The sequence below is a fragment of the Flavobacterium chungangense LMG 26729 genome, assembly GCF_000735715.2.
Lineage (GTDB): Bacteria > Bacteroidota > Bacteroidia > Flavobacteriales > Flavobacteriaceae > Flavobacterium > Flavobacterium chungangense.
The window spans coordinates 212974-227978 of the sequence record NZ_JASY01000004.1; the positions used below are offsets into that span (position 1 = coordinate 212974).

Here is a 15005-nt window from a genome sequence, read left to right on the forward strand (position 1 = left end):
TGAAATGATTACTGCAATTTATTCAATATTATCTGTTTTAAAAAGCCAAACTTTCCTAAAAAAAAAGACCACAGACTATAAATCTGCGGCCAGTTCTAATTTAGTTTTTTAATTAAAGAGTTTCGTCTAACCATTTAAAAAATTCGTTTTGCCAAACCTGTGCATTCTGAGGCTTTAAGACCCAGTGGTTTTCATCAGGAAAATAAAGTAAACGGCTTTTTATGCCTCTTAACTGCGCTGCCTGAAAAGCTTCCTGACTTTGTCCGATTGGTACACGAAAATCTTTTCCGCCCTGAACAATTAAAATAGGCTTGTTCCAGTTTCCAACCAAAGTTGCCGGATTAAATGTTGTGTAGGTTTTTTGTGCAACCGCATTATCTTTTTCCCAGTAAGCACCGCCAAAATCCCAGTTATTAAAGAAAACTTCTTCGGTAGTGCCAAACATGCTTTGTGTATTAAAAACGCCATCGTGAGCAATGAATGTCTTAAATCGGTTTTTGTGAATTCCGGCTAAATAAAATACAGAATATCCTCCATAGCTTGCGCCCACACATCCTAAACGGCTTTTATCAACGTAGTTTTCTTTGGCAACATCATCAATAGCAGACAGGTAATCATCCATAACCTGACCTCCCCAGTCTTTACTGATTTGCTCGTTCCATTCTACACCATGACCCGGCATTCCACGACGGTTTGGCGCTACAACCACATAACCTTTCGCAGCCATTAAAGAGAAATTCCAACGGAAAGAATACGATTGTGTCAACGGACTTTGAGGGCCTCCCTGACAAAACAATAAGGTTGGGTATTTTTTTGAAGCGTCGAAATTTGGAGGCAAAATTACCCAAACCAGCATTTTTTTGCCATCAGTTGTAGTCACATAACGCTTTTCGGTTTTGCTCAGGGCTAACGTTTCGTATGTTTCTGTGTTAATGTTTGATAATTGCTTCCAGGTGTTTTTCTTCAAATTAAAAGAATAAATTTCAGAAGCGTGATTCATATCAGATCGCGTTGCAATAATGTCATCACCAGAGAAACCAACTAAGTCATTTACGTCAAAATCACCATTTGTTAATTGACGAACTGTAATTGCAATTCGGGTTACTCCCGGAAAGTTTACTGTGAAAAGCTGTTTTGTTCCGTCGACAGGAGCAACAAAAAACACATTTTTGCCATCTTTGCTCCAGATAAAATTATCTACAGTTCCATCCCAGTTTGCTGTTAAATTTTGTTTGGTTCCTTTAAATTCAACAATAATATCATTTTTATCAGACTCGTAACCGTCACGTTTCATTTGCAGCCACGATAAATTTCCTGTTGGAGAAAATTGCGGAGCCGTATCGTAACCCAAATTGTCCTCAGTTCTGTTTACTGTTTTTTGGGTTTCTAAATTGTACTCGTAAATATTTGTATTTGTAGAAATAGCATATTCAGTTCCGGCTTTTTTCTTGCACACATACAGGATGCTTTTGCTGTCCGGAGACCAGATATAATCTTCGTCACCGCCAAAAGGTTTTTGAGGGCTGTCAAAATTTTCACCTTTTAAAATGTCAATTCCTTTTGCGCCGTCTTTGTTTTCTTTATAAAAGACATGATTAAATTTCCCTTCGTTCCAGGTATCCCAATGGCGATAATCCAGGCCATTATAAATTTGGGCCTCCGCTTTGTCAAGATTTGGATAGAAATCTTTTCCTAACACTTTTTCCAGTTTTACTTCTTCATTATACACCAGATATTTTCCGTCAGGCGAAATGTTTTTGTCGGCCAGAATTTCTTTTGTGTCTTTAATTTCAGTTGCATTTCCTCCGTTTACCGGGAGAATATAAAATTTAGAATGTGATTTGTTTTCTTCGACAGAAGGGGTCGAAACCTTAAAAACAATATTTTTGGCATCTTTTGAAAGTCCAAGCGGTGTTACTCTTCCTAATTTCCATAGTAATTCCTGCGACATTACATTTTGCCCGATAGCGTTTAAACTCATCATTATTAAGGTTATAAATAATACTTTTTTCATAATAAAAATTCTATTTTTTTGTGGTGCTAAAAATACAACATTTCAGCTCCGATTAGTTAAATTTCAAATACTATATAATTGTTAAAGTTTAGGAGTTTAAATGCCGGTTCTTAAATTCAAATTTCAAAAAACTACAGTAAGAGTTTTTTTATCATGAATAAATTTAAAATTAAGTTTGGGATTCGGAATTTCAGATTTGAATTTATTTTTTTGGTACAAAAAATCATTATTTTTATAAAAAATTGACGTGATGGAATTAAGTTATTGGGAACTTAAAAATTGGTTCACAAACGTAGATTATACCATAGTTGGAAGCGGCATTGTAGGTTTGCATGCCGGATTGCGCTTACGCGAAAGATTCCCAACAGCAAAAATTCTAGTGCTAGAAAAAGGAATGTTGCCAGAAGGAGCCAGTACCAAAAATGCAGGTTTTGCCTGTTTTGGAAGTATTTCTGAAATTATGGATGACTTAAAGACGCATACCGAAGAAGATGTTGTTCAATTGATTGAAAAACGCTGGAAGGGTTTGCAGCTGCTTCGAAAAAGGCTTGGGGATGATGTAATAGATTTCAGGCCTTACGGTGGTTATGAATTGTTTTTGAAAGAGGATGAATTTGGTTTTAATGAATGCGTGAACAGATTGCCTTTTATTAATGAAATTTTAAAACCACTTTTTAAAGCAGAGGTTTTTACCAAAGAAGTAGACCGTTTTGGATTTGAAAATATTCAGGAATATTTGATTTTTAATCCGTTTGAAGCACAGATTGATACCGGAAACATGATGCAGGAATTGCTGAAACAAGCTGTCGCTGCTAACGTTTTAATTCTGAATCAGCAGACAGTAACTTCTTATACTGATACAGGAAATTATGTTGAAGTTGTTTTAGACGATTTTAGCTTTATTTCAAAAAAAATACTTTTTGCCACCAATGGATTTGCCAATACCCTGACAAAAGGTGCTGTTATGCCAGCCAGAGCTCAGGTTATAATTACGGAGCCAATTGCTAATTTAGATATCAAAGGGACTTTTCATTTAGACAGAGGTTATTATTATTTTAGGAATGTCGGTGATAAAATTCTGCTTGGAGGAGGAAGAAACTTAGATTTTGAAACTGAAAACACTACAGAATTCGGTCAAACCAAAATTGTGCAAAATAAATTGGAAGATTTACTTAAAAATGTAATTTTACCAAATCAGGATTTCCGGATTGCACACCGTTGGAGTGGGATTATGGGAGTAGGGAACAGTAAGAAACCTGTTGTGTTACAACTGTCTGAAAACGTGTTTTGTGGAGTGCGTTTAGGCGGAATGGGAGTAGCAATAGGCAGTTTAATAGGAACAGAATTAGCAGACTTAATATAATGGCAGTTAAAAAACCAATACAAAAAAAAACAACCACAGGTAAATCTAAACCGGCTTCTAAAAAGTCAAATCGTAATTTAATGCAAAAAATAAAATGGTTTTTCATCAAAGCTGCTTTATGGTTTTTCGGAGTTTCGATTGCGTCTGTTGTTATTTTCAAATATGTTCCGGTATTCTTTACACCACTTATGGTAATCCGGGTAATTGAAAATAAAATGGCAGATAAAGAAGTGTATTTTGATCATAATTGGGAACCAATTGAAAAAATTTCGAAGAATCTTCAAAAAGCAGTGATCGCCAGTGAAGACGGAACTTTTTTGTATCACAATGGATTCGATTTTAAGGCACTTCAAAAGGCATATAAAAGCAATGAACGTGGCCGTAGAATTCGTGGAGGAAGTACTATTTCACAGCAAACAGCCAAAAACGTTTTTCTTTGGCAGGGAAAGAGTTATTTTCGTAAAGGTCTGGAAGCTTATTTTACAGTTCTAATTGAACTCATCTGGGGCAAAGAACGTATCATGGAGGTTTATCTGAACAGTATCGAAATGGGAGATGGAGTTTATGGCGCTTATGCAGCAACAGAATATTGGTACCGCCGTGATGCCTCAAGCTTAACACCAATGCAGGCTGCAGGAATTGCAGCAATTCTTCCAAATCCGAGAAAATTTAAAGCGACAGGTTCATCAAGTTATATTGTTAGAAGAAAAGAAAGAATTGTTCGTGAGATGCGTGCCGTTGGAAAAATCAATTATGATGGGAAGTAAAAAAGCTTTTTTTGCATTCCTGATAATGGGCACATCCTTAACTTTTGGGCAAGGAAAAACAAAAGAAATTGGGCTTATTACAGATAACGATTTGTATACTTCGTCTAAAAATGACATGTATTATACCAATGGACTGGAACTTTTTTATCGTTTTTTGTCAAAAAACAGTAATGAGAAAATCAATAAAAAAATTACTGAACTCAGAATCGGGCAATACATTTATAATCCTAGATTTATTAATGAGGAAGCGGTTACGATAAATGATCGGCCTTTTACGGGGTATCTTTTTGCAGAAGTTGGACGCAGCTTTTTTTATCAAAGTGAATCAGTTTTAAAAACAGATTTTCAGCTGGGCTATATGGGACCTAATGCTTTTGGTGAAGAAACACAAAAAAGTTTTCATCATATCATAGGGTATAAAAAAGTGTATGGCTGGGAAAATCAACTCCATAATGCTTTGGCTGTACAAGCACATATTGTATATTCTAAAAAATTATTCGCCGGTAAGCATAATGATTTTATAGATTTTCATTTTCAGTCAGAAGCGAATTTGGGGACTATTTTTACAGGGGTTTCTACGGGATTTTTAGCCCGGTTTGGTTTTAAGAAGCTACTGCCGGTTTACGATTCTAATTTGCATGATGCATCAGTAAGTTTTGAACCACAGTATACTATTCGGGAGTTTTATTTTTATGCAATTCCAAGCGTGAATTATCAGTTTTATGATGCCACGATTCAGGGCAGTATGTTTAATGACTCAAGCCCGTTGACTTTTGATTTGGAACCCTTGCGTTTTAATGCTGAGGCAGGTTTTAAGTATCGTTATAATAATCTTAATTTATCTTACTCCTTTATTTATCGTGGAAGAGAATTAAAAGATCCTGTTCACAATACCAATACAGGTTATTTTTACGGATCGATTCGTTTAGGTATTTTACTAAAGTAGTTTATAAATTCAATAATTTATGGGAAACCATAAAATCCTATTTCTAAGTTTTGTAATTTTATAGAAGTACAATAAGAATATTTCTAAACTTAAACCAAAAAAATCAGCATGGGAAAATTTGTAATTACCAAGAGAGCCAACGGAGAATTTCAATTTAATCTAAAGGCCGGCAACGGTCAGACCATTTTAACAAGCGAAGGTTATTCAACAAAGGCAGCTTGTTTAAACGGAATAGAATCTGTAAAAACGAATTCGCAGGATGATTCAAAGTATGATAAAAAAGAGTCATCAAGCGGAAAACCGTATTTTAATTTAAAAGCATCAAACGGTCAAATCATCGGCGCAAGCGAAATGTACGAAAGCATTGCAGCCAGAGATAACGGTATTGCCTCTGTAAAAACTAATGCTCCGGAAGCTACAACTGATGATCAGGCTTAGGTTTGAATTTAAACAATATAATTGAAAGCTCTCGTAAATGAACTGCCCCCAAAAAGTTAGACACTATTTGGGGCTTTTTTATTGTAAATGTCTAAAGTTTCTTGAAAAATCGAGAATCTCTAACTTAGCCCTGATGGGAGCGGTATCCTTTTTATGGCTTTTTTAGACAGAAAAAGATATAGCGGACAGCAGGACAAAATTTCTATTTGAAAACTTAAATAAACTGCTCCTAAATAGTTAATAATACATTCTAAAATCGAGTAGTTTACAAAGATCGTAATGCTTTTCGTAAAGAGTCTCTACAATTTCAATAAGATCGTCTTCTTCCTGGCATAATTTAAAAAAAGCTTTGTCGACAGAACCGGTACTGGTAAATTTATTAGACTCTGTTCCGTAGCCGGAAATAGCTCTTGCGCCGGTAATATCCAAAAAATATTGCGCTTCCTCTTCGTTTAAATCCAGTATTTTTGAATTGGCAAAATGTAGAATCTTCCCCTTCATTTTTCCTTCGAAGATTTCGGCAATTTCTTCTAAACTATAATAGTAGTCATGAAGGCAAATATTGTTGGGTTCGCCTTTCATCACGAGATAGATTATTTCGTAATCTTTAAAATTATGGTCGTCATATAACAAAGTATTCAGGCTTTCTTCAAGTCCTTCGATCGTGTCACAAGTTTTATAAATGCTCGAAATACCCTGATTAAAAGCCATTTTTTCAAGACTTTTAACCACTTCAGTAGCCGTGTTGTTTTCTATATCTGAAACGCCTTCAAGGCAAAAAATAAATTTATCAGAATCCATGACATTTGATTTTATATAAACGATGTGAGCTAAAAAAAGAAGCCATCGTTTTAATCCCTGACAGCAATTTAATTATAATTGTTAAGATAAAAAAGACCGTAAAAGACAGTTTAACACAATTGCTGAGATTTAACCTTTTGATAATATCCTTAAAATTTAGAAACCATAACTTTAATAAAATTTAAGAATATGGAAATCAATTGGATAATAATAGGAATTGTGGCGGTTGTGCTAATTGCGCTGATTTTGTTTACGGTTAAAAAAAATCAAAAAGAGAAAAAGAAATTAATGGAACTTTTAAATAATGACTTTAAAAAAGCGGATGAAGACGAACCGGATTTTGACAATGTCAGCGAACGATGATTTATTTGTAAAAAGTAAAAAACCGTATCACAATTAAGGAATACGGTTTTTTTGTGGAGAATACCGGATTCGAACCGGTCACCTCTTGCCTGCCAGGCAAGCGCTCTAGCCAAATGAGCTAATCCCCCATAACGAGAGCAAATAAAGTCAATTAATTTTCAAAAACCAAATTTCAAACCAATATAGCACAAAAAATAGTTATCAAAACCGTAACTTTACGTTTAAAACTATTTTATGAGCTCAGAAAATCAAAGCGGATCTTTGCAGACTACTTTTCAAAATGCAGTTGCTACGGTGCAATTTGGTCACCCGGCAAGCAATTCTTTTCCGCGTGAATTATTGGATCGTTTGACAGCCGAAATCAATTTGCTGAGCAGAAATGAAACCATTGCCGTAATTGTCCTGCAAAGCGAAGGTTCGAAAGTATTTTGTTCAGGCGCATCCTTTGACGAGCTTCTGACCGTACAAAATGAAGAACAGGGAACCGAATTTTTCTCCGGTTTTGCCCATTTGTTAAACGCAATGCGAAACTGTACCAAACTCATTATTGGCCGTGTTCAGGGAAAAGCTGTTGGCGGCGGCGTAGGCATTATTGCCACCTGTGATTATGTTTTGGCAACGCCGGAAAGCGCTGTAAAACTTTCGGAATTAGCTATCGGAATTGGACCGTTTGTGATTGAGCCGGCCGTTTCCCGTAAAATTGGAAAAACAGCAATGACACAATTGACTTTGGCTGCACACGAATGGAAATCGGCAAGCTGGGCTTTACAAAACGGACTTTTTGCGTCGCTTCATAACGCGGAAGATCTGGATACAGAAGTTCAAAATTTTGCTCAAAAACTAAGTTCATACAATCCTGAGGCTTTATTTGAAATGAAGAAAATTATTTGGGAAGGTACAGAACAATGGGAGTCCATACTAATCGAGCGTGCTAAAATAACCGGAAAGCTGGTTCTGTCAGATTTTACAAAAAAGGCTTTATTGCAATTTAAGAAGTAGTTTTTTCAGGAGCTGTTTCCTGCTGTCCGCTATATCTTTTGTGCCGAACCCCGGCACAAAAGGATGCCGCATCCATCAGGGCTAAAACCCTAAATAAGACCTTTTTCTATTAAAAGATTTTTTCTCGCTTGTATTTGCTAAATTTGCAGAAAAAACAACCGATGAGTAATATCAGAATTACAAAACAATTTAGCTTCGAAACCGGACACGCTTTATACGGCTACGACGGAAAATGTAAAAACGTTCACGGACATAGTTATAAATTATCGGTAACGGTTATTGGTTCGCCAATTACAGACCGGTCAAATGTAAAATTCGGAATGGTAATCGATTTTTCGGATCTAAAGAAAATTGTAAAAGAAGAAATCGTCGATCAGTTTGACCATGCCACTGTATTTAACGAAACTACCCCACATATCGAATTGGCAAACGAACTGAAAAATCGTGGGCATCATGTAATTCTTGTCGATTATCAGCCAACCAGTGAAAATATGGTAATTGATTTTGCAGCCAGAATTGTAGCAAGATTACCTTCAGGAATTAAACTTTTCTCACTAAAACTTCAGGAAACAGACTCTTCATTTGCAGAATGGTACGCTTCTGATAATCTTTAAAATTCCAATTCTTAATTTCCAAATTCCAACCCTTCGACTTCGTTCAGAATGAAAATAGGACTGAATTATAAAATCTAAGAAGTCTAAGATCTAACAATCTAAAATCTAAATGAAAAAAATATATTTTGCTTCTGACCAGCATTTTGGAGTGCCGACTCCTGAATTGAGTTTGCCTCGTGAAAAGAAATTTGTAGCCTGGCTTGATGAGGTAAAAGAAGATGCAGAAGCTATTTTTTTATTAGGTGATTTATTCGATTTTTGGTTCGAATATAAAACGGTTGTTCCAAAAGGGTTTGTTCGTATTCTTGGAAAGCTGGCCGAAATTCGCGATAGCGGAATCCCAATTTTTTTCTTTGTTGGAAACCATGATTTATGGATGAATGATTATTTTGAAACCGAATTGAATATTCCGGTTTATCATGATAATAAAGAATTTGCCTTTAACGGAAAGACTTTCTTAATTGGGCACGGTGACGGAAAAGGTCCCGGAGACAAAGGTTATAAGCGAATGAAAAAGGTCTTTACAAATCCGTTTTCTAAATGGTTTTTCCGTTGGCTTCATCCTGATGTTGGTGTACGTTTGGCGCAATATTTATCAGTTAAAAACAAATTGATTTCTGGCGATGATGATGTTAAGTTTTTAGGTGAAGAGAACGAATGGCTGGTTTTGTACGCCAAACGTAAACTCGAAACCAAACATTATAATTATTTCATCTTTGGACACCGTCACCTACCTATGATTATTCCGGTTGGTAAAGACTCTGAATATGTAAATTTAGGTGATTGGATTGGCTATTTTACCTATGGCGTTTTTGATGGTGAAAAATTTGAACTCCAAAAGTTTGAGAAATAATTATTTTTTAGCTGTTGGATAAATAGCTATTTTGTGTGTTCTTAACGAGTAACTGGTAACAGCTGAACTATTTGATTGCTGAAAACGGATTGCTTTTGAATCTTGTTTTGGCATATGACATTCCACACAATTATTCGTTAACTTCAATTTTGAGATTGTTTTTAGGGTTACAGCATTGTGTTGTGCGTTTTGATGACAGCTGATGCAAATTTTAGAATAAGACACGTAGCTTTTTGGTGAGTCCTGATGAGGATTATGGCAGGTAATACAATCCATAGTCTGGCTTTTCTGAAAACATTTGCTTCGAGAAAGCAAGCCCAATTGATTACCATGTACATCATAATTTAAAGTGTCTTTTGAGCGTTGGTTCTCTTTAAAATAATCAGAAAGACTTTCTCCGGGTTTAAATTGAAATCTTGATTTTAGTTTAGTGTGATCACCACCTGAATGGCATAGTCCGCAAGCATCTATTCTTTGCTGCCTGTTTAGATTTCTAAAAGATACCATATTTTGAGTTTTCTTTAAATCAGGAAATTTTAAATGCGTCTGAACATGTTTTTTTGCCGGTCCATGGCAACGTTCGCAATCTATTCCGTAAAGTAAAGTGTTTTTGTTCATAAAGTCATCGACTTCCATCCCCATAAAAGTATAGGTTTCGGTGCTGGCTGTAGTCACATATTTGCTTGCGATATTGGAGCTGTGACATGCAAAACATTCTTTTATTATTTTTCTGTTAAAATCAGGTTTGGTTGCAGAATAATTAGGACTTGTTGCCCAGTTGTTTATAGATTTATAATAAGAAATGGGTAGCTCATAAAATCGGTGGTTTTTCCAGTAGCCGCTGGTTTGTGCATGTTTGAACCCGAAAATAACGTCAAAGGGATATGCTTTAATCTCTTTACCGTTTTTGTATAATACCTGATAAAGGGAATCATTACGTTCCTCCATGACTACTCTAGTATTCTTGTCATAGACAAAAGTATTTTTGCCATTTGCAAAATATCCTAGAATGTTTTCTTTAGTAGCAGGTAATGAGGCTTTAAAATGACCACTGTGAATAGCTGTTTGATGTTGCTTTTGATGACACTGAACACAACTTTCAGAGCCCGCATAATCTGTTCCGCGAGGGTCTGTATAATCGTCCGATTCATTTTTGCAACCTGTTAAAAATATGCCGAAAATAAAAATGGTAAAAACAATACGTGCTTTCTTCATAATTTAAATTTACTTTTTTAAATAAATATATTTAAATTATAAAAAAATAACTGTTAAAAAAAATGATACTTCTTAATTTAAGCCTGCCCCATATACATATTCATCCAGATCTAATCGAAATAAAGTTCCTTCGACCAAATCCTTTATGGATTTTATTTCTTTCATCGAAACTGCTAAATCTACTTGTGGCAGAGGGGTTTTGAGTAAAAATTTATGGCAGCTGTTTTTTATCTGACAGGATTCACAACAAGTATTTTCAATAAGACTGTCCTCAATCAAATCACAAAACTGATTCAATTCGGCAACAGAAAGATAAAATCCGGTCTCTCTAAAAACCAATTGTACTTTATCTAATATCGTTTTGTTTTCCTTTTTCCAGTAAAAGGAAACTCCAAAGTTATTATGGTATATCTGTTCAATATCTTTCATTTACAAATCCTTTATTCAAACAAATATAAATATTATTTATATTAATTCTAAATAAAGAATCTTGAAAATTGTTATTTTTTTTTATTCCATAAGTAAAATTAATCCAGAGATTCATTCGTCATAAAAATTTTAATATCATTCGCGAAATATTAAAGCTAATGGAACCATTTTTTTATTTGATTTATAAATTCATCTTGTTGATCTACAAATAAATAGTGAGAACAATTTTCAATAAAAGCAAAATGATTGCTACCGGTTATATTTTTAAGCGAAGTAATTTGTACCAATGAAAAAATGCTGTCATCTTTTCCGTAAATTCCAAAAACAGGAATACGGTTAGTTTTGATTTTTTTCAAAAAAGGCCGGCTGTCAATATTGTTTTGTTTTTCGTTTTGATAAAAAAGCAATGGTGCATTTTTATTTCGGATGTTTGTTTTGAAAAATTCTCCTGTTTCATATTCAGTGTATAAATTTTTAGAATAATCCGTAGGTTTTGGCATTTTGAAAAAATTGTTTTCTCCTGCAAGTTCAAAACATCCTTTTCGATATGCTGCAGACTTTTTGTCTAAATTTTCAACATAACTTATTCTCTTCAGTTGTTCAGCATCATTACTGTATTTTTTTTGAAGTGTATTTAAAATATGGTTATACGTTTCCTGCTGCGAAAATAAAGCACCGGCAAGAACCAAAGCACTAACATGCTGTGGATATTTATTAGTGTAAAGCGTCGCTACCAAACCACCAAAACTATGACTTAATAAAATAGCCTTTTTTAAATGATATTTTTTATAAATTGAATTTAAATCCTGAAATGCTTCATCGTAAGTAAACTTTGCATTTGGATCTGCAGATCTTCCTTCTCCTCTTCTGTCATAAATAATTACATAAAAACCAGTATCTGCCAGTTTTTGTGCTGTTGTTGCTTCAAACAAAGTTGCGTTGCCTCCTGGACCTCCATGTATAAAAATTACTGCTTTGTTTGTTTGATTTCCGTATGTTTTAATATAAAGATTTTGTCCCTTTGCGAAAAGAGATATTGCTAAAAATAATGCTGTTAGTAATGATTTCATTATTCCATATTCTGATGATCTTCCATATCTTTTTGAAGATCTAAATTTCTAAAGGTTGGTGAAGCCGCTCCGAAACCTAAAACAGTTAATAATGTCATACTTCCTCCAAAAATTACAGAAATCACGGGTGTCATTAATTTAGCTGTCAAACCGCTTTCAAAGGCGCCTAACTCATTTGATGAGCCAACAAACATTGAGTTTACCGCCGCTACACGCCCACGCATGTGATCGGGAGTTTTAAGCTGCAGAATAGTCTGGCGAATTACTACTGAAATTCCATCAGCAACTCCGCTCAAAAATAAGGCTGCGACTGAAAGCCAGAAAATAGTAGAGATTCCGAATAAAATTATACACAATCCGAAAACAAAAATGGCGATTAAAAGTTTCATTCCGGCTTTCTTATACAAAGGAACATAGGCAGAAATTAACATGGTAATAAAAGCACCAATAGCCGGAGCTGCCCTTAATACTCCAAATCCTTCTGGTCCTACTTTTAAAATATCCTGAGCAAAAACAGGTAATAAAGCGACTGCACCACCAAACAGAACCGCAACCATATCTAATGAAAGTACACCAAGGATGGTTTTATTGTTAAACACAAATTTGATTCCTTCTTTCAGGCTCTCCATTACCGGTTCACCAATCTTTGGATTTAAAATCGGTTTTTTCTCTATTTGTGATAAAGCAATTAAAGAGAAAACAGAAAATCCAACAACTGTACACATAGACCAGTGAACTCCAATGAAATTAATTGAAAAACCCGCTACAGCCGGTCCTAAAACTGCTCCGATCTGCCAGACAGAACTACTCCAGGTAGCAGCATTTGGATATGCTTTTTTAGGTACAATTAATGACAAGAGAGAGAAAATTGTTGGTCCAAGAAAAGCACGAACCAGTCCTCCTAAAAAAACCAGGGCATAAATAGAATATAAAATTGTATCTGATGAGAATCCGTCTACAACTTTTGGCCAGGTTAGTAAAAAGAGTCCGAAGCTAATGACAGAGAATCCGAGGATACATTTTACCAATAAGCCTTTTTTCTCTCTTTGATCGACCATATGTCCGGCAAATAAGGCCATCGAAACAGCCGGAATTACTTCCATTAAACCAATCATTCCCAAAGAAAGCGGATTCTTAGTTAAACTATAAACTTCCCATTCAATAACAATAAACTGCATGGACCAGGCAAAAACCATGGCGAAACGCAATAATAAAAAAACATTAAATTCTCTATAACGTAACGCCTGATACGGGTCGTTTTTCTTTTCTTTATTCTTCATTTTTTCTAATATCTTTAAGCATAAGCTGAGTTGAAACAGTGTCATTCCACTCATTTTCAGCCAGTGAATAGGCTAGCTGAAAAGTATTTTGATTTTTTGTGATTTCAATTTTTTTTCCAAGTCCAAAACCTATCGCCGCAATTCCGTCTGAATTATTTTGTTTTACAAAAAGTCTCAAATGTTCATCATCTGCACCTAATGTCTTTGCGTAGCCTGTATCTTTTACGTTGGAAGACATAAAAACCGGTGTCATGTTTTGTGGACCAAAAGGTTCGAACTGTTTTAAAATCCGAATCAGTTTTGGCGTTATATCTGAGAAATCAATTTCGGCATCAATTTCGATTTCGGGAGTACGCATTTCGGGATGAATAGTTTCTTCAACACATTTCTCAAAAGCTGCTTTGAAAGCCAGATAATTTTCTGCCTTTAAAGTCATGCCGGCTGCATACATATGTCCTCCAAATTGCTCAAGATGTTCTGAACAGGTATCTAATGCATTGTAAACATCAAAACCCTTTACTGATCTTGCAGAAGCTGCATATTTGTCACCGCTTTTTGTAAATACCAAAGTAGGGCGATAGTAGGTTTCAATTAATCTCGATGCGACAATTCCGATTACGCCCTTGTGCCAGTCTTCCTGAAAAACAACGGTAGAAAAGCGATCTTCTTCCTGGTTTTCTAAAATTTGCTGAAAAGCTTCTTTGGTAATTTTTTTATCCAAATCTTTTCGGTCTGCATTGTATTGTTCTATTTCTGAAGCAAATTGCTGCGCCTGTTCAAAGTCAAATTCGGTCAGCAATTCAACAGCATGATTACCATGTTTGATTCTTCCTGCGGCATTAATTCGGGGAGAAATAATAAAAACAACATCGGTAATATCTAAAACTTTCTTTTTGATTTGATGTGTCAGGGCTTTAATTCCAGGTCTTGGCTCACTGTTGATTACCTTTAATCCAAAATAAGCCAAAACCCTGTTTTCACCTGTAATTGGAACGATATCTGCTGCAATTGCCGTAGCAACTAAATCCAGGTAGGGAACGAGATCTTCGATTGTCTCATTCCATCTTTGGCCTAAAGCCTGAATCAGTTTAAAACCAACTCCGCAGCCGCATAATTCATCGTAAGGGTAGGAACAGTCTTCTCTTTTTGGATCTAAGACTGCAACAGCATCCGGAAGAATTTCTCCTGGTCTGTGGTGGTCACAAACAATAAAATCGATGTTTTTTGCTTTCGCGTAGGCGATATGATCGATTGATTTTATTCCACAGTCTAAAGCGATAATCAAAGAAAATCCGTTGTCGTCTGCAAAGTCAATTCCTTTAAAAGAAATTCCATAACCTTCATCATAACGATCCGGAATATAAGTCGCAATATTTGGGTAATGGGATTTTAAATACGAAGAAACCAAAGAAACAGCAGTCGTTCCGTCGACATCATAATCACCGAAAACCAAAATGTTTTCCTGATTTTCAATTGCCGATTCGATTCGGGCCACAGCTTTACCCATATCTTTCATCAGATACGGATCATGCAAATGTTCTAATGAAGGGCGAAAGAAATTTTTGGCATCTTCGAAAGTTTCAATTCCACGCTGAATCAAAAGTGTGGCTACAAAATCTTCTACGTTTAAGGCGGCTGCAAGATGTTTTACCTTTCCTTCTGAAGGTTTTGATTTGAGGGTCCAGCGCATAAATAATTATGAATTGAAAATTAAGAATTAGGATTTTATGTGAGAGAACAAATTTAGTTTAAAATAGCGAATCATTTTAATCTTCTTCAATGCAAATTTAATCAAATAGAAACCTTAAGTTATCTTATATGGTTATCTGTGTTAATAAGCGATATTAAGTCAT

Annotated in this window: 15 protein-coding genes and 1 tRNA gene; 8 read left to right on the top strand and 8 right to left on the bottom strand. The window is 35.2% G+C overall.

What is annotated here, in order from left to right; translation table 11 throughout:
• Positions 1-112: 112 nt before the first annotated feature.
• Positions 113-2014, bottom strand: coding sequence for a S9 family peptidase (locus JE46_RS10215; RefSeq protein ID WP_031455181.1), 1902 nt, complete (start codon positions 2012-2014; stop codon positions 113-115).
• 250 nt (positions 2015-2264) lie between these two features.
• Here JE46_RS10215 and JE46_RS10220 point away from each other — a divergent pair, with 250 nt between their 5' ends.
• The 4 genes from JE46_RS10220 to JE46_RS10235 all read left to right on the top strand — a co-directional run bounded on the left by JE46_RS10220 (position 2265) and on the right by JE46_RS10235 (position 5528).
• Positions 2265-3377: an NAD(P)/FAD-dependent oxidoreductase gene (locus JE46_RS10220; RefSeq protein WP_031455182.1), complete on the top strand. Its 1113-nt coding sequence runs from the start codon at positions 2265-2267 to the stop codon at positions 3375-3377.
• Complete coding sequence (gene mtgA, locus JE46_RS10225) at positions 3377-4144, top strand: monofunctional biosynthetic peptidoglycan transglycosylase (RefSeq protein ID WP_031455183.1); 768 nt, start codon at positions 3377-3379, stop codon at positions 4142-4144. The genes JE46_RS10220 and mtgA overlap by 1 nt, the downstream gene beginning before the upstream one ends.
• Positions 4131-5090: a lipid A deacylase LpxR family protein gene (locus JE46_RS10230; protein ID WP_230408805.1), complete on the top strand. Its 960-nt coding sequence runs from the start codon at positions 4131-4133 to the stop codon at positions 5088-5090. The genes mtgA and JE46_RS10230 overlap by 14 nt, the downstream gene beginning before the upstream one ends.
• 108 nt (positions 5091-5198) lie before the next feature.
• Complete coding sequence (locus tag JE46_RS10235) at positions 5199-5528, top strand: YegP family protein (protein WP_031455185.1); 330 nt, start codon at positions 5199-5201, stop codon at positions 5526-5528.
• Positions 5529-5765: 237 nt separating this feature from the next.
• Here JE46_RS10235 and JE46_RS10240 read toward each other — a convergent pair whose 3' ends face one another.
• Entirely contained in the window at positions 5766-6329 is a 564-nt protein-coding gene (locus JE46_RS10240; protein WP_031455186.1) for a DUF6642 family protein, read from the bottom strand.
• A gap of 189 nt (positions 6330-6518) precedes the next feature.
• Between JE46_RS10240 and JE46_RS24265 the strand changes: the two genes are divergently transcribed.
• Entirely contained in the window at positions 6519-6692 is a 174-nt protein-coding gene (locus JE46_RS24265; protein ID WP_167343429.1) for a hypothetical protein, read from the top strand.
• 54 nt (positions 6693-6746) lie between these two features.
• Here the strand turns inward: JE46_RS24265 and JE46_RS10245 are convergent.
• Positions 6747-6820: transfer RNA gene (locus JE46_RS10245), tRNA-Ala, on the bottom strand.
• Between the two features lie 106 nt (positions 6821-6926).
• On the opposite strand from JE46_RS10245, the gene JE46_RS10250 reads away from it, so the two are divergent.
• The 3 genes from JE46_RS10250 (at position 6927) to JE46_RS10260 (ending at position 9158) form a co-directional block, all read left to right on the top strand.
• Positions 6927-7691 (top strand): enoyl-CoA hydratase/isomerase family protein, encoded by a 765-nt coding sequence (locus JE46_RS10250; protein WP_031455187.1) that lies wholly within the window; start codon positions 6927-6929, stop codon positions 7689-7691.
• A gap of 161 nt (positions 7692-7852) precedes the next feature.
• Positions 7853-8305 carry a 6-pyruvoyl trahydropterin synthase family protein gene (locus JE46_RS10255; protein ID WP_031455188.1) on the top strand — a complete coding sequence of 151 codons (453 nt, stop codon included), beginning with the start codon at positions 7853-7855 and terminating at the stop codon, positions 8303-8305.
• Positions 8306-8414: 109 nt separating this feature from the next.
• On the top strand, positions 8415-9158 hold the full coding sequence (locus tag JE46_RS10260) for a UDP-2,3-diacylglucosamine diphosphatase (RefSeq protein WP_031455189.1): 744 nt from the start codon (positions 8415-8417) through the stop codon (positions 9156-9158).
• On the opposite strand, the gene JE46_RS10265 is transcribed toward JE46_RS10260, so the two are convergent.
• From JE46_RS10265 to recJ, 5 genes are all read right to left on the bottom strand, one after another.
• Positions 9159-10373, bottom strand: coding sequence for a cytochrome c3 family protein (locus JE46_RS10265; RefSeq protein WP_031455190.1), 1215 nt, complete (start codon positions 10371-10373; stop codon positions 9159-9161). It lies immediately after the preceding gene.
• 72 nt (positions 10374-10445) lie between these two features.
• Positions 10446-10802 (bottom strand): hypothetical protein, encoded by a 357-nt coding sequence (locus tag JE46_RS10270; protein WP_031455191.1) that lies wholly within the window; start codon positions 10800-10802, stop codon positions 10446-10448.
• Positions 10803-10957: 155 nt separating this feature from the next.
• Positions 10958-11872: an alpha/beta fold hydrolase gene (locus tag JE46_RS10275; protein ID WP_031455192.1), complete on the bottom strand. Its 915-nt coding sequence runs from the start codon at positions 11870-11872 to the stop codon at positions 10958-10960.
• Entirely contained in the window at positions 11872-13152 is a 1281-nt protein-coding gene (locus JE46_RS10280) for an MFS transporter (protein WP_031455193.1), read from the bottom strand. Before JE46_RS10280 ends, JE46_RS10275 begins: the two co-directional genes overlap by 1 nt.
• Positions 13142-14842 carry a single-stranded-DNA-specific exonuclease RecJ gene (gene recJ, locus JE46_RS10285; protein WP_031455194.1) on the bottom strand — a complete coding sequence of 567 codons (1701 nt, stop codon included), beginning with the start codon at positions 14840-14842 and terminating at the stop codon, positions 13142-13144. The genes JE46_RS10280 and recJ overlap by 11 nt, the downstream gene beginning before the upstream one ends.
• Between the last annotated feature and the right edge of the window lie 163 nt (positions 14843-15005).